Annotated in this window: 18 protein-coding genes; 3 read left to right on the forward strand and 15 right to left on the reverse strand. The window is 67.0% G+C overall.

Features of this window, described 5'->3' with window-relative positions; translation table 11 throughout:
- Positions 1–346: 346 nt before the first annotated feature.
- Both VLK31_RS30610 and VLK31_RS30615 read right to left on the reverse strand, forming a co-directional pair.
- Entirely contained in the window at positions 347–949 is a 603-nt protein-coding gene (locus VLK31_RS30610) for a GDSL-type esterase/lipase family protein (protein ID WP_409172249.1), read from the reverse strand.
- A 227-nt stretch (positions 950–1176) separates the two neighbouring features.
- Complete coding sequence (locus VLK31_RS30615) at positions 1177–1566, reverse strand: VOC family protein (RefSeq protein ID WP_409172250.1); 390 nt, start codon at positions 1564–1566, stop codon at positions 1177–1179.
- Positions 1567–1579: 13 nt separating this feature from the next.
- Here VLK31_RS30615 and VLK31_RS30620 point away from each other — a divergent pair, with 13 nt between their 5' ends.
- Together VLK31_RS30620 and VLK31_RS30625 are read left to right on the forward strand one after the other, a co-directional pair.
- The gene (locus VLK31_RS30620) at positions 1580–2305 is read left to right on the forward strand and encodes a lysostaphin resistance A-like protein (protein ID WP_409172251.1); all 726 of its coding nucleotides are present in this window, start codon (positions 1580–1582) and stop codon (positions 2303–2305) included.
- 132 nt (positions 2306–2437) lie between these two features.
- Positions 2438–2875, forward strand: coding sequence for an RcnB family protein (locus VLK31_RS30625; protein WP_409172252.1), 438 nt, complete (start codon positions 2438–2440; stop codon positions 2873–2875).
- Between the two features lie 84 nt (positions 2876–2959).
- On the opposite strand, the gene VLK31_RS30630 is transcribed toward VLK31_RS30625, so the two are convergent.
- Positions 2960–3223 carry a hypothetical protein gene (locus VLK31_RS30630; RefSeq protein WP_409172253.1) on the reverse strand — a complete coding sequence of 88 codons (264 nt, stop codon included), beginning with the start codon at positions 3221–3223 and terminating at the stop codon, positions 2960–2962.
- A 126-nt stretch (positions 3224–3349) separates the two neighbouring features.
- Positions 3350–4294 (reverse strand): CysB family HTH-type transcriptional regulator, encoded by a 945-nt coding sequence (locus VLK31_RS30635; RefSeq protein ID WP_409172254.1) that lies wholly within the window; start codon positions 4292–4294, stop codon positions 3350–3352.
- Positions 4295–4525: 231 nt separating this feature from the next.
- Between VLK31_RS30635 and VLK31_RS30640 the strand changes: the two genes are divergently transcribed.
- Entirely contained in the window at positions 4526–7471 is a 2946-nt protein-coding gene (locus VLK31_RS30640) for an SEL1-like repeat protein (RefSeq protein ID WP_409172255.1), read from the forward strand.
- A 22-nt stretch (positions 7472–7493) separates the two neighbouring features.
- Here VLK31_RS30640 and minE read toward each other — a convergent pair whose 3' ends face one another.
- The 11 genes from minE to VLK31_RS30695 form a co-directional block, all read right to left on the reverse strand.
- Complete coding sequence (gene minE, locus VLK31_RS30645; RefSeq protein ID WP_409172256.1) at positions 7494–7766, reverse strand: cell division topological specificity factor MinE; 273 nt, start codon at positions 7764–7766, stop codon at positions 7494–7496.
- Positions 7767–7769: 3 nt separating this feature from the next.
- Positions 7770–8585, reverse strand: coding sequence for a septum site-determining protein MinD (minD, locus tag VLK31_RS30650; protein WP_409172257.1), 816 nt, complete (start codon positions 8583–8585; stop codon positions 7770–7772).
- Between the two features lie 64 nt (positions 8586–8649).
- The gene (gene minC, locus VLK31_RS30655; protein WP_409172258.1) at positions 8650–9432 is read right to left on the reverse strand and encodes a septum site-determining protein MinC; all 783 of its coding nucleotides are present in this window, start codon (positions 9430–9432) and stop codon (positions 8650–8652) included.
- 140 nt (positions 9433–9572) lie between these two features.
- Positions 9573–10856, reverse strand: a complete 1284-nt coding sequence (locus VLK31_RS30660) for a solute carrier family 23 protein (RefSeq protein WP_409172259.1) — start codon at positions 10854–10856, stop codon at positions 9573–9575.
- A gap of 64 nt (positions 10857–10920) precedes the next feature.
- Positions 10921–11505, reverse strand: a complete 585-nt coding sequence (locus VLK31_RS30665; protein ID WP_409172260.1) for a hypothetical protein — start codon at positions 11503–11505, stop codon at positions 10921–10923.
- 11 nt (positions 11506–11516) lie between these two features.
- Positions 11517–12650, reverse strand: a complete 1134-nt coding sequence (locus VLK31_RS30670) for a helix-turn-helix domain-containing protein (protein WP_409172261.1) — start codon at positions 12648–12650, stop codon at positions 11517–11519.
- 61 nt (positions 12651–12711) lie between these two features.
- Positions 12712–13134, reverse strand: coding sequence for a hotdog fold thioesterase (locus VLK31_RS30675; protein ID WP_409172262.1), 423 nt, complete (start codon positions 13132–13134; stop codon positions 12712–12714).
- Between the two features lie 594 nt (positions 13135–13728).
- Complete coding sequence (locus tag VLK31_RS30680; RefSeq protein ID WP_409172263.1) at positions 13729–14520, reverse strand: hypothetical protein; 792 nt, start codon at positions 14518–14520, stop codon at positions 13729–13731.
- 73 nt (positions 14521–14593) lie between these two features.
- Positions 14594–15982, reverse strand: coding sequence for a tripartite tricarboxylate transporter permease (locus tag VLK31_RS30685; RefSeq protein ID WP_409172264.1), 1389 nt, complete (start codon positions 15980–15982; stop codon positions 14594–14596).
- A complete protein-coding gene (locus VLK31_RS30690) occupies positions 15979–16461 on the reverse strand; it encodes a hypothetical protein (RefSeq protein ID WP_409172265.1) in 483 nt (160 codons plus the stop codon). The genes VLK31_RS30685 and VLK31_RS30690 overlap by 4 nt, the downstream gene beginning before the upstream one ends.
- 69 nt (positions 16462–16530) lie before the next feature.
- A complete protein-coding gene (locus VLK31_RS30695; RefSeq protein WP_409172266.1) occupies positions 16531–17817 on the reverse strand; it encodes a hydroxymethylglutaryl-CoA reductase, degradative in 1287 nt (428 codons plus the stop codon).
- Between the last annotated feature and the right edge of the window lie 15 nt (positions 17818–17832).

The following is a 17832-nucleotide window of genomic DNA, read 5'->3' on the forward strand; positions in this document are numbered from 1 at the left end:
ACAAGCTGCTTTCCATCGCCTTCGGCGTCCTGAGGTCGGGCAAGCCCTTCGACCCAAATCACGGCAAGAAGGCCCGCGCTTGATGGCCAACGCTTGACAAACATAACGGTGTCTTTATTTCGCTGCGCAAGGCACCCCATCGGCGTGAGCGTTGGACAGAGCAGTTGTTGATCGTGCGATCACCCCAGAGCGTGTCCAGGTGCACAGGGCGTCGGGTGCTCCCCGCAGCGAAATAAAGGAGGAGGGCGAAGCCCGGGGGACATTCGCGGAGGGGAGTACCCGGCGGCCTGTGCACACGCCCTGAAAACAACTGCCCTGAAAACACCCCCCGAACACAACCGAAAAATCAGCGCCAGCCCGCCCCCTTCAACTGCTCCGCCAAAAGCTGCGCGATCTTTTCATAGCCTCGTGCATTGGCATGGATGGGGTCGGAGCGCAACGACGCGTCCGACAGAACGCTCGAATAGACATTGGCAACCAACAAGGCCTGCCCTGATTTCGCCACATCTTCATAGAACGGCGCATCGCTGAGCGAACCCACAGCCGCTCGCATGGCGTCGGGCGCGGGCGTGGCCAACAGCGCCACATGCGGCGTGTGCGCACGGGCCTGCGCAATCAGCGCCGTCAGGTTCTCGCGCGTGGCCGCGGCCGGCACACCGCGCAGCATGTCGTTGCCACCAATGCCGATCAGGATCGCGTCGTAACTGCCCGCGCTCAACAACTGCGGCAAACGCTGCAACGCACCTTCGGACGTGTCGCCGTTCACCCCCTCGTTGTCGATCTGCCAGCCCGTGAGCGCACCCAGTTTCACCGGCCATGAGGTCTCGGGCGACGCCCCATAACCGTAGGTCAGGCTGTCGCCCAACGCCAGCACGCGGGCGTCGGACTTCAACGCGGTGGCCGAAGCCTTGCGCTTGCCGCAGGCCGAAAGAACAGCCAGGGCAGGCATGCCGGCCAACAGAGAAAGGAGGTGTCGTCGCTTCATTTGGCGCGCAGCTTAAACGCTGGCGCACGGCCCGCGCGCGCTTCCCCCTTTGCTAGGAAAGCGCATACGCCTGCCCGTTTTTGTTCAGTCGGCGGGCCCCTTCGACCTGGCACGCACGCACGGCGCATGGATAGAGCGCTACCTGCCCCCGCCGGGCCGCTGAGCGGGCCGTGTTCCGCGTGCCTCGAGGCTCAGCCCGCCGCGCGCTCGCGCAACTGGAACACGTTGCCTTCGGGGTCGTGCCCATCGCAATGCCGCCAGCCATTGAATGCCCACTCGGCTTGCGCCGGCTTCAGTGCGCCGCCCGACGCAGCGGCCAGTTCGCGCGCGGCCGCAAGGCTGACCACCGGAAAGATGAACTTCAACGCGGTGTTCTCGCGCACCGTGGGCGGGTGGTCGATGTGCGCGTTGGCCGCGACGCCCGGGTTCATCGCGACAATGAACAACTGCAGCGCCGCGGATTCGAGGCTCGCATGGCCCGCTTCCGAATGCGTGACGGCGAGGCCCGCGACACCCGCATAGAACGCGCTGACACGCGCCACGTCCTTGGCATAGATCACGGCGGCGGCTTGTCCAGTCATACGCATCCTCTCGATGGCTTCTTCACAGTTGTTGGGCTACCTCGTCTCGATTCTGCCCGCGGGCCTGCTCGCGCTGGTGCTGCTGCTGGCCCTGCCGCGTGCGCTGGTGGGCGCGCGTGTGGCGGTGCACATCGTGTTCTTCGTCTTCGCGCGCGATGCCATGAGCCCGGCTGGCTTCTGGCAGCTCACGCCCGGGTCGATGCGCCTGAGCGCCACGGCGCCCGAGCTGCTGGCCTTGGCGGGCATGTCGGGCGCGTTGTTCCTGGGCGTGGCACGGCTGGAGCGCGTGACCTGGTGGCGCGGCATGCAAGGCCGGCGCCTTGGGGCTTCGGTGCTGTGGGGCGTGCTGGGCGCGGCGCTCATCACCGGCCTGGCAGCGGCGTTGAAGGCCGCCGCGGGCTTGCCTTCGCCGCCTGCGCCCGATGCCGCGATGTGGGTGCCGATCGTCGTCTTCGCCTTGCTCGGCAACGCGTATGAGGAGCTTCTGTTTCGCGGCCTGCTGCAGCAGCGCCTTGCGCAGCACATGGCGCCGATGCGCGCGGTGGTGGTGTCGGGTGTGCTGTTCAGCCTGTGCCATGCGTGGCTGGCGTTTCTGGTCACGCGCGCCGGCGTGCCGGTGCTGGTGTTCACGCTCATCGAAGGGTTGGTGGCGGCCTTGGTGTTCCAGCGCGCGGGCCTGTTGGGCGCCACGCTGGCGCATGGGCTGGCGATTGCGGCGCTTGCAGGCGGTGTGTACTGAGCGCCTTGAAGGACAAGGCCTTGCCCCGATACCAGCGCTTACCTGATTTCACCTGACCGCGACCTGAAGTGCCCGAAGCGGACACAAGCGGGGCACACAATGGACCTGTCATCAACGCATGAAGGAGTTCAGATGATCCGCAATTCAAAAAGCATGGCCGTTGCAGCCGCGGCGCTTGCAATGTGCATGGCAGCGGGCAGCGCCTTTGCGCAAGACCGTCGCTTCGATGGCCGTCCGGGCCCCGGCGATGGCCGAGATGGCCGTGACGGTCGCTACGAACAGCGAGACCGCAATTTCGACCACCGCGGCCCCCCGGGCTACCGTGGCAACCAGGACTTCCGCGACGGCCGCCAGTTCGATCGCCGAGGCTTCCCGCAGCCGCACGCCGAATGGCGTCGTGGCGGGCGCGTGCCGCCGGAATACCGTGGCCGCAACTACGTGGTGGAAGACTGGCGCTCGCAGCGCCTGCAGCAACCGCCGCGCGGTTACCAGTGGGTGGGCGTGGGCGGCGACTTCGTGCTCGCGGCCATTGCGACCGGCGTGATCGCCAACATCATCGCAGGCCAGTAAACAGACGCTGTTCAGAGGGTTGCCTCCACAGCGCGACCCTCATCAGCAAAAACGCCGCAGATCGAAAGGCCTGCGGCGTTTTTTTCACACCATGGCGGTGGGCGCCGACTGGGCGCACACGTTGCGCCCAGTGATGGTCAGGCGCAAACCGCCGCCATGCCATTCGAGCCAGTTGAGGCCCACGTAGGCGTCGATGTCGGCGTCGTCGATGCGGTCGGCCTGGCGGCTTTGCAGCAGCTCCACGGTGGCCGGCAAGGCCCGTCTGAGGCGCTCCCGGCGCTGCGCTGCGTCGGCCGCCTTGAGGGCGGCCCTTGTTTGCTGTTGCTGCTGCTGCGGGGTCGATGCCATTGCTGATCCGTTCCAGGAAGCCAGGGAATTAACCCGAATGTACGCCGCCTGGGTGAACCTGCATTCTTCTTTTTTAACCTTTCTGTCGTCCGCGGTACACACCCTGCGGTTGCCACTGGACAGGCTCTAGATTTCGTAGTGCGAGGCCTTGGCCTCGTCCCCAAGGGCCTTTTCGACCACTGCGCGGGTCAGCGTGGGCGCGAACGATTCGATGAACGCATACACGTACTTGCGCAGGTAGGTGCCCCTGCGCACCGCCAGCTTGGTGAGGTTGATGCCGAAGAGCCGCCCCGCGTCCATGGCGCGCAGCTGCGTGTCGCGCTCGGCCTCGTAGGCCACGCCGGCCACGATGCCCACGCCCAGGCCCAGCTGCACGTAGGTCTTGATCACGTCGGCGTCCATCGCGGCCAGCACGATGTTGGGCTTCAGGCCGCGCTGCTCGAAGGCCTCGTCGATACGCGACCGGCCGGTGAAGCCGGTGTCGTAGGTGATGAGCGGATAGCGCGTGAGCGCGTCCAGCGTGAGCGGCGCGTCCAGCAGCGCGTGCCCGGGGGGCACGATCACCGAATGCGTCCAGCGGTAGCAGGGCAGGGCCACCAGCTGCGGATAGTCGCCCAGCGCCTCGGTGGCAATGCCCACGTCGGCCTCGCCGTCCAGCAGCATCTGCGCAATCTGCTTGGGTGAGCCCTGGTGCAGGTGCAGTTTCACGTTGGGGAACTGGCTGCGAAATTCCTGCACCGCCACCGGCATCGCATAGCGCGCCTGCGAGTGCGTGGCCGCCACCGACAGCAGGCCGCTTTGCTGCGCCACGAACTCCTGGCCCGCTTGCTTGAGGTTGCTGCTTTCCATGAGCATGCGCTCGATGATCGGCAGCACATGGCCGCCCGGCTCGGTGAGCCCGGTGAGCCGCTTGCCGGCGCGCACGAACAGCTCGATGCCTAGCTCTTCCTCGAGCTCGCGGATCTGGCGGCTCACGCCGGGTTGCGAGGTGTGAAGGGTGTGGGCGACTTCGGTCAGATTGAAGCCGCAACGAACGGCCTCGCGTACCGAGCGCAGTTGTTGAAAGTTCATCTGCCGCGAAGGTGAGTCAAAAGAGTCGGGGCCCCGGCTGGGACCGACCGGCGATTCTCGGCAGAACGGCTTGTTCGGGGAACGATGCGTTTGTTGGTTCCACATGATCAAAACATCTGTGGGGCAGGGGCGGCGGTGCGAGCGCAAGGCAAGCGCGAGGGGTCATGCCGCGCCCCTAAACTGCCCGCCAACCCTGGCCTTCGCCAGGGACGACACACGCATCCAACGCATATGGGCAATCGCTCCTGGCTCTATCTTGAACACCGCACCGCCGCAGACGACGAAGAGGCCGACTCCACCGAAGTCGGCGCGGCCAACAACAACTTTCCGATCCTCTGGCAGATCCTGCTGGCCGATGGCGCACCGGGGGCGGCAGGTGGGGCCATCGACCACCAGCGCGTGTTCGGTGACGCCGGCACCCGCAACCTCACCAGCGACGCACATGCCGCGCTCGGCCGCATCCGGCGCATGCAGGCCTTCGTGGCGCAGCATCCGATGCTGCACACCCTGCCGCAGATCGCCTTGCAGTTCGATGCGCTGATGCTGCACCTGGCCGCGCTGATCGACGACGCCCCCCACGGCATGCGGGCGCGCTTTTCCGCCAACCTCGACGAGCTGTCGTGGATGGACGGCGATGCGCAGCAGGAAGGCTTCATCGAGCGCAGCCGCCACCAATGCAACACGCAGTGGGCCGATGTGCAGCGCTGCATCGGCAGCGGCAACCACCCTGGCTTTGACGCCGAGCTCGGCCTCAAGCGCTTTGCGGACTGGGAGGGCTGGGCCTGGCAGTTCGGCCTTGGCGGCATTTCGCACCCGTACTTCAACGGCTACGAGCCGCCGCGCGATGAGGGCTTCGAAGACTTCATGGCCGACCAAGGCAATGAGGAAGACGGCGAAGACGCGGATGACGACGAAGACCGCGACTGGAACAACCACCTGGGCGGCTCGCTCTGGCGCTTCGAGGCCGGCGGCCTGTGGGGCGTGCGCTTCTCGCACGACGGCGACAGCCGCACCGTGGTGGCACCCGCGTGGGACGACATCCGCACCAGCGGCGCCAGCGATGCGCGCCTGCTGTGGGTGTCGCGCGGCGAGCACACCGGCCTGCTGCTGGCGGACACCGATGCGCCGCGCATGCTGCTGGAGCCGCAACTGGACGAGGCGTGGGACTTCGAGGACGACATTGCCACCGCGCTGGTCGGCGACCACATCGGCCTGCTGCGCGCCGATGGCCGCTGGCTGCTGGCGCCGTCGGTCGACGAGGTCTGGAGCTTTGCCGGCGGCATGGCGCGCGCCCGCGTGGGCGAACGCCTGGGCTATGTCGATGCGCAGGGCCGATGGGCCGTTGCGCCGCGCTTCGACGAGGCCGAAGACTTCGCGCCCTGCGGCCTCGCGCCCGCGCACACCGAAGCCGGCTGGGGCCTGGTGCGCACCGACGGCGAATGGGCCGTGCCGCCGGGTTTCGACACCCTGGAGTGGCACCATGACTGGGACGCCTTCGAAGCCACGCGCGGCGGCAAGACCGGGCTTATCGACGCGCAGGGCCGCGTGGCGGTCGAGCCGCTGTACGAGGTGCTCGAGCTGCTGGAGGAATACCCCGACGAGGCGCTGGAAGAGGCCGACGCGCCGCCGGTGCATGCGCCCGTGGCCAGGCCGAAGCGCTTTGCCGTGCAGCGCACAGCAGGCCAGTGCGGGCTGATCGATGCGCTGGGCCGCGTGCTGGTGCCTTTCGACTACGGCCTGTTCGAATCGCTGGAGCCACTCACCGGCCCGGAGCGGGCCCACGCCATGGTGCAGCGCGACCTGGTGCGCGTGGCGTCCAAGGGCGGGCGCACCGCCAGGAACGCGCCCTGGCTGCGCGGCATCTTCGACATCGGCGTGGGCCGCGAGCTGGTGCCCTGCAGACACCGCACGGTGCAGCCGCTGACATGGGGCACGCAGGACATCGGCTGGCTGGTGGCCGACCCGCTGCCGCGGGCTGCAAAAAGCGACAAGGCCGCCAACACCAACAAGACCGACAAGGGACAACTGGCCGTGGGCATCCTGCGCGCCGACGGTGCCACGCTGCACCCGCAGGCCTACCCCTGGATCGGCATGCCGGTCTCCGTTGGCGAGGGCTGGTATGCCGTGCTGGTGCGCTCCGAGCTGCGCCAGCGCTGGAGCGCCGGCGAGCCGGTGAAGGCGGCGCGCAACGACCGCGACGTGTACGTCTGGCTGCATGCCGACGGCCGCGAGCAGACCCACGCCGAGCACATGGCCGCGCGCCATGCGGCGGGCGACCTGCGCGCGGCCTACGAGCTGGCCTGCCATCTGCGCGACGGCGAGGGCATCGAGGCCGATCCGCTGCAGGCCCTGCAATGGATGGCGCGCGCCGCCGGTGTGCGCACGCCGGGCGATGCGCCCGCCAGCGCGTCGGCGGCCGGCTTGCCCGAGGCCATGCGCGAGCTCGCGCTGATGCTGCGCAGGGAAGGAACGGAGGGCATGGGTGGGGGCGCCGATCGGGTCCGCGCCCGCGCATGGCTAGTCCACGCCGTTGCGCACGGCGGCGCCGAAGACGCGGACACCCAGGCCCAGTTGGGCTACATGCTCTTCGAAGGCTGGGGCGGCGCACGCGACGCCCAGGCCGGCGTGCGGCACTACGAGGTGGCCGCCGAACGCGGCAGCCCGATGGCGCTCTTCAACCTGGGGCTGGCGTTGCGGGACGGCGAGCTTGTCGGGCTCGACCTGGCGCGCGCCGCGGGCTACTTCCGCCGCAGCGACGAACTCGGCGACGACGACGGCACGCTGCAGCTGGGCGTCACGCTGCGCAGGCAGGCCGTGCAGGCCAGTGAAGCAGGCGATGCGGCGCAGGCGACGGTGTTGTATGCCGAGGCCGCCTACGCGTTCCAGAAGCTGTCCGAAGACGACGACAGCCGCCTGCAGGGCTGGGGCTGCTACGAGCTGGGCATGCTTCGTTTTCACGGGCATGGCGCGCCACGCCATGTGAGCGAAGCCGAACGCTGGCTGCTGGCCGGCGCCGCGCTCGCAGATTGCGAACAGAACCTGGAAAGCCAGCGCGCCTGTGTCGAAGACCTGGCGCAGGTGCTCTACGGTGACCGTGAGAGCCCGCTGTTCGACGCGCACAAGGCGGCCGAATGGGCGCAGCGCCTGCTGGCGCTGCCGCAGGCAGAGCCGGACTGAGGCCGGCCCGCCTGTCCCAACCTCAACGCACAGGCGTCGGGTCGGGCAGCTCGATCTTGATGTCGAGCACTTCGAGGTTGTCCTGCGTCTCCAGGTGCACCTTGATGTCGTCCGGGTTGATCGACACGTACTTGGAAATCACCGCCACCAGCTCGCGCTGGAGTTCGGGCAGATAGTCGGGGCGGCGCTTGCCGCTCAGGCTGGAGCGCTCATGCGCAAGGATGATCTGCAGGCGTTCTTTGGCGACGCTCGCGGTCTTCTTCTTTTCGCCCAGCAGGAACGAGAGAAAGGACATGGCCTACTTGCCTCCGAAAATCCGCTTGAAGAAGCCCGGCTTCTCGGCGTCGACGAAGCGCATCGGCCTGTCTTCACCCAGAAAGCGCGCCACCACGTCGAGGTAGGCCTGCGCCACGTCGGTTTCCTTGTCGTGGATGGCAGGCACGCCCTGGTTGGAGGCGTGCAGCACGCTTTCCGACTCCGGGATCACGCCGATCAGCTTGATGCGCAGGATGTCCTGGATGTCTTCCAGCGACAGCATCTGCCCGCCCGCCACCCGGTTCGGGTTGTAGCGGGTAATGAGCAGGTGCTCCTTGATGGGCTCGTTGCCGTCCTTGGCGCGCTTGGTCTTGCTGCTGAGCATGCCCAGAATGCGGTCCGAGTCGCGCACCGAAGACACCTCGGGGTTGGTCACCACCAGCGCCTCGTCGGCAAAGTACATGGCCATCATCGCGCCCGTCTCGATGCCCGCGGGGGAGTCGCAGATGATGTATTCGAAGTCCATGGCGGCCAGGTCGGACAGGATCTTCTCCACGCCTTCCTGCGTCAGCGCTTCCTTGTCGCGCGTCTGCGAGGCGGCCAGCACGAACAGGTTGTCGCACTGCTTGTCCTTGATGAGGGCCTGGCTCAGGTTGGCTTCACCCTGAATGACGTTGATCAGGTCGTACACCACGCGGCGTTCGCAGCCCATGATCAGGTCCAGGTTGCGCAGGCCCACGTCGAAGTCGATCACGGCCGTCTTCTTGCCTGCGAGCGCCAGGCCCGAGGCGAAGCTGGCGCTCGTGGTCGTCTTGCCGACGCCGCCCTTGCCCGAAGTCACCACCACAATTTTGGCCATGGCCATTCCTTCTTGTTTCGATTCAGTTGTTGGTTGTCAGGGTCGCCGCGTTCCGTGAGGGGGCTCAGGGAATCGGGTCGATCGCTAATTTCTTGCCGTCCAGGCGCACCTGGGCCGATTTTCCCAGCACGCTGTCGGGCAGCGGCACTTCGTTCGTGCGGTAGATGCCGGCAATGGCCACCAGCTGCGCTTCCATGCAGGTCGAGAAGATCCGCGCCTCGGTGTTGCCGCGCGCGCCGGCAATGGCCTTGCCGCGCAGCGGGGCGTACACATGCACGTTGCCGTCGGCAATGACCTCGGCGCCAAAGCTCACCACGGCGGTGACCACCACGTCGCCGCCACGGGCGTAGATCTGCTGGCCCGAGCGCAGCGGCTTGTCGATCAGCAGCGTGCCGTTGGCCGGCACCTGCACCTCGCGCACGATCTGCGGGGCCTCCGACACAGGCGCCTCGGCCGGCGGGGCCGGCGCGCGCGGCGCGGGGGAGGCCGGCATGGCCGCCACCGAGAGACCGGCGGCGCGTGCCGCGGCGTTCTGGCTGGCGTTGCCGCCGCGCACCGCAATGGGCTGGGTCTGGTGGCGCGCCAGCAGGCTGCGCAGAGCGGCAAAGTCGATGTCGCCGGGCGGTGCAGCGGCGGCTTCGCCTTCGCCCGGTGCGTCCTGCAGCAGGGAGAGGTCGATCACCACCGGTTCCTGCTCGAAGAAATCGGGTGAATCCGCCAGCTGGGCGTCGAGCGCCTCGGCCAGCACGTCCAGGTCGGACGTCTTCAGGATCACTGCGATCAGCGGCAGCGTGGCGCTCTTGAATTCGAAAACCGCCTTGGTGCGCGCGGCGGAGACATCGGCCATTGGAAAGCGTCGGAAAACGTCGGTGCGAAAAGCGTTGGAGTCTAACGGGCGCAGGCCAAAGCCCGGCAACCCGTCCCCTGCCGAAGCACCCCGGAGCACACTTCTTTCATGAGGTTGCACTTTTCCGGGGGTGCGGCCGGTCAGTTCTTCGTGCGCCCCAGCAGCGCGTAAAGAATGACCGCGCCAAAGGTGGCGGTGCCGATGCCGCCGAGCGCGAAGTCGCCGAACTTCAGCGTGAAGTCGCCCGTGCCGATGATCAGCGTGATGGCCGCCACGATCAGGTTCTTGTTCTGCGAGAAGTCGACCTTGTTGTCGACCCAGATCTTGGCGCCCGCAATGGCGATCAGCCCGAACACCACGATGCTCACGCCGCCCATCACCGGCAGCGGAATCGCCTGAATGAGTGCGCCGAACTTCGGGCTGAAGCCCAGCACCAGCGCAATGACCGCCGCCACCACGAACACCGCCGTGGAGTAGATGCGGGTGGCCGCCATCACGCCGATGTTCTCGGCGTAGGTGGTCACGCCCGTGCCGCCGACGCTGCCGCTCACCACCGTGGCAATGCCGTCGCCGATGAAGGCGCGGCCCATGTAGGCGTCCAGGTTGCGCCCGGTCATGGCCGTCACCGCCTTCAGGTGGCCGAGGTTTTCCGCCACCAGAATGATGGCCACCGGGGCGATCAGCAGCATCGCGTTGGTCGTGAACACCGGCGCGGTGAAAGTCGGCAGGCCGACCCAGGCGGCGTTGGCGATGCCGCTCAGGTCCACCGGCTTGCCCATGCCCAGGATGTTGGTCAGCACCGCGTAGACCACCGTGGCCAGAATCAGCCCCACCAGAATCAGCAGGCGCTGCAGCATGCCGCGCGCAAACACCGCCACCAGGCCCACGCACAGGAAGGTCACGGCCTGCATCCACGAGTCGAAGTTGCTCGCGGCCATGTTCTTGATGGGCACGCTCGCCAGGTTGAGCCCGATCACCGCCACCACCGCGCCCGTGACCACGGGCGGCATGAAGCGCTCGATCCAGCCGGTGCCAATGGCCTGCACCAGCGCGCCGATCAGGATGTACACCACCCCGCAGGCCACGATGCCGCCCAGCGCCACCGCAATGTTGGCGTTGGGCCCCTTGCCCGCGTAGCCGCTGGCCGCGATCACCACGCCGATGAACGCGAAGCTCGAGCCCAGGTAGCTGGGCACCTTGCCGCCGGTGACGAAATAGAAGATGAGCGTGCCGATGCCGCTCATCAGAATCGCGATGTTGGGGCTGAACCCCATCAGGATCGGCGCCAGCACGGTGGCGCCGAACATGGCAATGACGTGCTGCACGCCCATGGCGCCTGTTTGCAGCCAGGGCAGCCGCTCGTCGGGTGCAATGACGGCGCCGTTGGCCAGCGCGGACGCGGGCCGTTCAGTCCAGTTGAACATGTTCATCTCCTCTTGTTTTACGTAGATCAGAAAGCAGTCGAAAAGTCGTCTGCGGCTTGTGCATTCAATTGTCCGCAGGCGGGCCGAAGATTCTTCCAAATACCGTGTGCCTGGCCACGCGCCATGTGGCGGGCGTGTCCCCGTTGTTCTCCAGCGCGTCGTAGATTTCTCGGACCAACTCGTTGGCAATGAATTTGGCGCTCAGCATTTTCTTCAGCAGTTCGTGGCCATGCCAGACCTCGATCTCGAAGATCTCGGCCAATTCGTGCATCGGCAGATCGTCGGTCACCACGATGACCTCCCTCAACTGAGCGAATGCGAGCAGCTTGCAGTCGGTGACGGATGGGGGGCTGCGCTGCTTTCCCAGAAAACGATCGGGGTCTGCCAACACGAAGCCGCGCAACACGCTTGTTGCGGCGGCCAGAGCGTCTTTCTCGTCTTGATCGAGGCGGATGGTCTTCGCCAGGCGCTCGGTGGAAAAGTCCGGCGCGTCGAACCAGGGAAAGCGGGACCGCAGGCGCGGGTTGCGGTGAACCTCATCCTCCACATCGCGCAGGATGGTGAGAACGTATTCCTTCTGCCCGAACTTTTTGCCCAACAGCGGCTTGATGCGCTTGGCGAGCCGCAAATAGGCATTGGTGTCGAGCAAGACAAGCGTCGTCAACTCACCCGCGCTCCGTTCAAGGCTTCGTAGAGGGCAACGCCGTCCTGAAGCGGTATGTCGAGCAGCTGCTGAACATAGCTTTCGCCGCTGCCGCGATCGTTCAAGAGCCGCTGCAGCGCGACAAAGAAGTCCGACTGAAAGAGCTGCGCCGTGAGCGCAATCAAGTCTTGCGGCCGGGGCGCTTGCGGCTTGAACAGCGTGGCGCTGACCAGTTCGCCACGCTGGCTGTTGCGCACCACATGAAGGGTTTTTTCGTCGACCGACAGGAGTTGCAGTCCCTTGAAAGAAGCGAACGCCTGAACTTCTCGAAAAACCGTGTAGACGGAGATCGAGTGTTCGTTGGCATGGCGTTGCAATGCAGCCATTTCACCTTTTACGGAACGTGCCCGCGACGCCTCCGTATAAGCCTGTTCCGCGCAAGCTTGCGGAAACAGCAGTGCACCGGCGAACGCGTCCGCAAAGTCTTCGCCTTCTTCCGTGCCGGCCAGGGTCGGCGTATAGACATGCGCGAGCTCATGCGCCATCCAGAACTTGAAGTCTTCCAGGCGCGTGTCGAGATTCAGATAGATGAAGGTGACGTTCTCGGCGCGAAGAAGAATATGCAGTGCGTTCTTGTGGTTCTGTTTTTCACCCCAGAGGACGGGCACCAATACCGCGTCGTTCTGCTTGAATTCGCCAATGAGGTGTTCGTAGGCCAGAACGGCCACGGCGCCGATGCCGATCTTGGCGCGCACCTGCGCCGCCGCGGCTTGCAAGGGCGCGTAGTCGGTCGTCGGCGAGGGAAGCAGGGTGTGCAGCGCGCGCTGCTCGGGCAGGTAGCGAACCAGCGGCTTGAGCAACTCGCCCATGCCACGCGCCTTGACGATGTGCTCGTCGGTGGTCTTTGCGCCTGCCTTCTTTCGGAAGGCAATGACCGGTTGGTCCGCAGACGGCACTACCAACTTGTCGAAGCCCAGCTTCAAGGTGGCCGCCAGCTTCAGGAGCTTTGCCGGACTCGGAAAGTTTTCGCCCTTGAGCCACAGAGATACCAACTGCGGCGACTCGCCCAGTTGCTTGGCAAGTTGGGCCTGCGTCCAGCCACGGTGCGCGAGTGCCGACCGGATGGACTCGCTGTGGATAACTTTGTGCATAGCCGGTGGATTATGGCCACCGGCCTGCGCAAAATCAAGTTTTATCAAGTCGGGTGGCCGCTCAGCGCGGCTGCAGCACCGCCATCGTGATGCGCGACACGCAGGTCAGTTCGCCGGCTTCGTTCGTCAGGTCGATCTGCCACACCTGCGTGCTGCGCCCGCGGTGCACCGGCCGCGCCGTGCCGATGACCCAGCCGCTGGTGACCGAGCGGATGTGGTTGGCGTTGATGTCCAGGCCCACGGCGCGGTCGCCTTCGGGCGCCGAGTAGTGGGCGCCGCAGGAGCCCAGCGTTTCGGCCAGCACCACGGACACGCCACCGTGCAGGATGCCGTAGGGCTGGCGGGTGCGTTCGTCCACCGGGCAGCGCGCGCGGATGAAGTCGTCGCCCACCTCCAGAAACTCCATGCCCAGCGTGGAGACGGCGGTGCCGATGTGGTTGCGGGTCAGTTCTTCGACGGAGATGTCTTTTTTCCAGATACGCATTCGGTTCTTTCGGGGCGCTTGCCTGTGAGGGTGGCAAAACTATAGCGACGGCGGCTGACAGGCGCAGTCGCCTTGGCGTGTTAACTTGCCGCCGATGAAGCACCCCGTTCGCCGTTGGCTCATCGGCATTGCCGCCGTCTTGCTGCTGGCAACAGGCGTGCTGGTGCTGGTGGTGCGCGCCAAGCTGCCCTCCGACGAAGAGGTGGCCGCCCAAATTGCCCAGGGCTTCGAAAAGCACTTTGGCGTGGCGCTGAAGGTCGGCTCGGCCCACTGGGCGCTGCTGCCCACGCCCAGCCTGGTGCTGAACGACGTGGCCACCGCGCAGCCCCGCCCCATCACCCTGAAGCGCGTCAGCGTGCAGCTGCAACTGGCGCCGCTGCTGCACCGCGTCATTGCGCTGGACGAGATTGCCATCGACAGCCTGGTATTGCCGCGGGCCTCGGTCCAGGCATTTCGCGGCAAGGTTCCCAAGCCGCAGGAAGGTGCCGAGAACATGCTCGCGCTGCCCGCGCCCTGGACGCTGGCCCCCATTCCCGTGTCGACGGTGCGCTGGCGCGACGTGGTCTGGATCGACCGGCGCGACATTGCCCTGGCCTACGACGGCGATCTCAGCTTCGATGCCGAGTGGCGCCCGCGCCAGGCCCGGCTGGAGCGCGCCGGCCTCACGCCGCCCGCGCGCCTGCGGCTGGACCGCGAGTCCGGCCAAGACCGCTGGCGCACCCGCATCGACGCGGGCGGCGGCACGTGGAACGGCGTGACTCGGCTGGAGACGCTGCCCACCGGCAAGCTGCGCGTGTCGGCCGAGCTGGAGCCGCGGCAGATCGACATCGAGACCCTGGTGCAGGCCTTCGACCGCCGCACCTCGGTGGCCGGCAAGGTGTCCGGCCAGACCACGGTGACGGCCGAGGCCGACGCCGCACAAGACCTGAGCGCGCTGATGCGCAGCATGCACACCCGCACCAGCTTCACGGTGCAGCCGGCCACGCTCACCAAGCTGGACGTGGTCAAGGCCGTGACCACCGCCGGCATCAGCCGGGGCGGCCGCACGCAACTGGACCAGCTCACCGGCACGCTCGATACGCAAGGCACCGACGACGGCGTGGTGCTGCAGTACAGCAACCTGAAGGCCCGCTCCGGCGTGCTTACCGCCAGCGGCAACCTGAAGCTGTTCAACCGCAAGCTCGACGGCGATATCGCGGTCGACCTGGTCGACGGCGTGGTGGGCGTGCCGCTGAAAATCGGCGGCACCATGAGCGAGCCCGAGCTGTCACTGACCGGCGCGGCACTCACCGGCGCGGCCATCGGCAGCGCGGTGCTGCCGGGGGTAGGTACGGCAATCGGGGCGCGGGTGGGGCAGCAGCTGGAGAACCTGTTCGGCGGGGGCAAAAAACCGCCGCAAAGCCCGCCGCAAAGCCGGCCCCCAAGCCCGCCCCCAACGCGACACCGAAGCCCACCGGCCCTAGGCAAACGCCTTGACCACCGCGGGCACCGTCAGCACCGCCGTGTAGTAGCCCATGAACTGCACGCCGGTGTTGAAGCCGATGGCCCGCGACAGCAGCCCGCCCAGCAGCCCCATCGTGAGAATCACCAGCAGCCCGAGCAGCTGGCCTTCCCACACGCTGATGACAACGATCAGCCCGACGAAGGTCGCGATGATCGCCTCGTGGCTCACCTTGCGCGAGACGAACAGCGCCGCGCGGCGCGCGAAGTTCATCGTGAACGGATAGGCCACCAGCGCCGCCAGCACCACGGCCAGCATGCCGTAGCCCAAGAATTCCCAGTGGCTCAACAGGTTGTGCAGGTTGTGCGTTTGCCCTGTGACGGCGTCGATGGTGTACACCGGCGGCGCGTTGAACAGAGGCGCGGCAGGCCCCGCTGCCACCGGGCTCAGCGGCAGGCCGATGGCAATCAGCGGAATCAGCGCCTCGGCGATGTAGGTGGCCTCGGTCACGCCGTTGCGCGCGGCCAGCGTGGTGGTGAGCCGGTGGTACGCATGCTTGACGCGCGAGCCCACCAGTTCGCCCAGCACCACCGTCATGGCCACCGGGCTGAACACGAAGGTGGCGCTGGAGATGGCCGCGGTGGCCAGGGTCCACTTCACCTGGCCGCGGTCGAGCACCTTGAACGGGTTGGGAAAGTAGCCCGACCAGCCCTTCACGTCGGGCGCCAGCGAAAAGGTGCGCACCTTGTCGCGCTTCATGCGGGCACGCGCGGCGGGCGAGATCACCGAGAACAAATCGGCCACCAGCGGCCCGATGGCAATGCCCAAAAAGTAGCTGATGCTGAGCTTCACGCCGTACTTGCCGGTGAGCGCCTGCAGCGCCAGGATCACCACCACGAACGGCACCAGCGTGGCCACCGAGGCCCAGCGCCCGCTGGAGAACCACGCAATGGCCACGGCAGCCACCACGAAGATCCACGGCGCCGCCTTGGTGATGGCCGCGCCGTAGGGCGCCAGCAGCACCGCGAACAGCACGGCCAGCGGCACCGCGATGAAGGCCGCGATGATCGCGCCCGACACCATCTTGCGCAGCGCGATGTGCGGCACGCCCAGGTTGCGCAGCACGTTGGCGTCCTGCAGCAGCGGCGTGGCCATGGTGTCGCCCGGAATGCCCAGCAGCGCGGTGGGCACCGCATGCGTCATGTGCTTGGCCACGGCGGCCGCCAGGAAGAAGGTGAACACACCTTCGGGCGGCACGCCCAGCAACACCACCAGCAGCGTGAGCGGTGCCAGCGTGGTGGTCTCGTCGGTGCCCGACACCAGGCCGATGGCGGCGAACACCACGGCGCCGACAAGGCCCATGCCGGTGGCGACCAGAATCTGATGGAACAGTGCGGCGTCGATCATGGTGCGGCGCCTTCTTTGTTGGCAGAGACCGAGGGTGAGGCTGAGGCTGATGCGGCGCGGGGCTGGTACGACGCGAACAGGTCGTAGATTTCCAGCTCCTTCATCTCGCGCACCACCGAGGCGGGCAGGTCCGCGACCGAGCCCAGCGTGCCGTGCTCGGCCACCAGTTCGGCCAGCACCTCTTCACGCCAGCGCGGGTCGGCCGCCGCGCCTTCGACCACCTCGCGCTTGGGCGCGAAGAGCAGTGCGCAGATCACGCCCGACACCACGCAACCCCCCAGGCCCGCAAGCATGGCGTAGGCACGCGCCAGCTCCGGCGTGGCCACGTTGCTCGCAAGCACGCGGTTGGCCACAAGGAAGCCCGCGAGGCTCACGCTGAGGCCGATGGCGATCGACCAGGCAAGGTGCCCCAGGTCGGCCGTGTCGCCCCATATTTCCACCAGCCGCCATGGCGCGCGGCCTGCACTGTCCGTCTTCATGTTGTTGTCTCCGTCGTTGTGGATGCGGTAGCTGCGGGCCTTGCCCGCACTGCGTGTTCGTTGGCCTGATTACTTCTTGCGCAGCGCTTCGAGCAGCGCCACGGCGCGGTCGGTGCGCACGTCGTGCTCGGCGGCCATCTGCTTGGCGACAGCGTCTATCTCGTCGCCCGTGGCACCGGCCACCAGCGCGATGTTGCGGGCGTGCAGCGCCATGTGGCCGCGCTGAATGCCTTCGGTCGCCAGCGCGCGCAGGGCGCCCAGGTTCTGCGCCAGGCCCACGGCCACGGCCACTTCGCCCAGCTCCTGCGCCGAGGTCACGCCAAGGATCTTCAGCGACAGTTGCGCCAGCGGGTGCGTCTTGGTCGCACCGCCCACCAGGCCGACGGGCATCGGCATTTCAATGGTGCCGACCAGCGCGCCGCTCGTGTCTTTCTCCCAGGTGGTGAGCGAGGTGTAGCGCCCGCTGCGGCAGGCGTACGCATGCGCGCCGGCTTCCACTGCGCGCCAGTCGTTGCCCGTGGCCACGATCACCGGGTCGATGCCGTTCATGATTCCCTTGTTGTGCGTGGCCGCGCGGTAGGGGTCGATGGCCGCGAAGGTGTAGGCGTCGAGCACGCCTTCGACGATTTCCTCGCCGCTGCGCTCCGCCGTCTTCAGCACTGCGGGCGTGAGCCGCACGCGCGCGCGTGCCAGCCGCAGGTCGGCCAGGTTCGACAGGATGCGCAGGCGCACCTTGCCGCCGGTGAGCTTCTCCACCAGCGGCGACACCGCCTCGGCCATTGTGTTGACGGTGTTGGCGCCCATGGCGTCGCGCACGTCGACGATCAAGTGCATCACGATCATGGCGCCGCGCGCAGTATCGGGGAACACATGCACCTCGATGTCGCGGCAGCCGCCGCCCAGGCCGATCAGCACCTTGTCGCGGCTGTTGGCCACTTCCAGTATCTGGTCGCGTGCGCGCAGCAGCGCCTGCCGTGCGCCGTACGGATCGGTCACGCCAAGCACCTGCACCTGGGCCCGCATGATCGGCCCGGTGCTCGACGCATCGAAGCCACCGCCTTCTCGCGCCAGCTTGGCCATGAAGGAGGCGGCGGCCACCACCGAAGGCTCTTCGACCACCATCGGCACCAGGTACTCGCGCCCGTTCACCAGAAAGTTGCCGGCCACGCCAAAGGGCAGCTCGAAGGTGCCGATGACGTTTTCGACCATGCCGTTGGCGCGTTCCACGCTCAGCGCGCCGGACGCGGCGAGCAGCGCCACGTCTTCTGCTGTGAGCGAGGCGGCGCGCGCGATGTGTTCGAAGCGCTGTGCGGGTGTCAGCGCGCGGAAATTGGGAATGCGGGAATCGGCGACCATCGTTGCGTGTCTCTT

It is taken from the genome of Variovorax sp. H27-G14 (assembly GCF_046156345.1).
Taxonomy (GTDB): Bacteria; Pseudomonadota; Gammaproteobacteria; order Burkholderiales; family Burkholderiaceae_C; genus Variovorax.

What these genes read in the sequence shown, in the direction of transcription:
- VLK31_RS30610 (WP_409172249.1), bottom strand. Translation starts at nt 949, where the DNA reads ATGCCTGCCCTGGCTGTTCTTTCGGCCTGCGGCAAGCGCAAGGCTTCG.
- VLK31_RS30615 (WP_409172250.1), bottom strand. Translation starts at nt 1,566, where the DNA reads ATGACTGGACAAGCCGCCGCCGTGATCTATGCCAAGGACGTGGCGCGT.
- VLK31_RS30620 (WP_409172251.1), top strand. Translation starts at nt 1,580, where the DNA reads ATGGCTTCTTCACAGTTGTTGGGCTACCTCGTCTCGATTCTGCCCGCG.
- VLK31_RS30625 (WP_409172252.1), top strand. Translation starts at nt 2,438, where the DNA reads ATGATCCGCAATTCAAAAAGCATGGCCGTTGCAGCCGCGGCGCTTGCA.
- VLK31_RS30630 (WP_409172253.1), bottom strand. Translation starts at nt 3,223, where the DNA reads ATGGCATCGACCCCGCAGCAGCAGCAACAGCAAACAAGGGCCGCCCTC.
- VLK31_RS30635 (WP_409172254.1), bottom strand. Translation starts at nt 4,294, where the DNA reads ATGAACTTTCAACAACTGCGCTCGGTACGCGAGGCCGTTCGTTGCGGC.
- VLK31_RS30640 (WP_409172255.1), top strand. Translation starts at nt 4,526, where the DNA reads ATGGGCAATCGCTCCTGGCTCTATCTTGAACACCGCACCGCCGCAGAC.
- minE (WP_409172256.1), bottom strand. Translation starts at nt 7,766, where the DNA reads ATGTCCTTTCTCTCGTTCCTGCTGGGCGAAAAGAAGAAGACCGCGAGC.
- minD (WP_409172257.1), bottom strand. Translation starts at nt 8,585, where the DNA reads ATGGCCAAAATTGTGGTGGTGACTTCGGGCAAGGGCGGCGTCGGCAAG.
- minC (WP_409172258.1), bottom strand. Translation starts at nt 9,432, where the DNA reads ATGGCCGATGTCTCCGCCGCGCGCACCAAGGCGGTTTTCGAATTCAAG.
- VLK31_RS30660 (WP_409172259.1), bottom strand. Translation starts at nt 10,856, where the DNA reads ATGTTCAACTGGACTGAACGGCCCGCGTCCGCGCTGGCCAACGGCGCC.
- VLK31_RS30670 (WP_409172261.1), bottom strand. Translation starts at nt 12,650, where the DNA reads ATGCACAAAGTTATCCACAGCGAGTCCATCCGGTCGGCACTCGCGCAC.
- VLK31_RS30675 (WP_409172262.1), bottom strand. Translation starts at nt 13,134, where the DNA reads ATGCGTATCTGGAAAAAAGACATCTCCGTCGAAGAACTGACCCGCAAC.
- VLK31_RS30685 (WP_409172264.1), bottom strand. Translation starts at nt 15,982, where the DNA reads ATGATCGACGCCGCACTGTTCCATCAGATTCTGGTCGCCACCGGCATG.
- VLK31_RS30690 (WP_409172265.1), bottom strand. Translation starts at nt 16,461, where the DNA reads ATGAAGACGGACAGTGCAGGCCGCGCGCCATGGCGGCTGGTGGAAATA.
- VLK31_RS30695 (WP_409172266.1), bottom strand. Translation starts at nt 17,817, where the DNA reads ATGGTCGCCGATTCCCGCATTCCCAATTTCCGCGCGCTGACACCCGCA.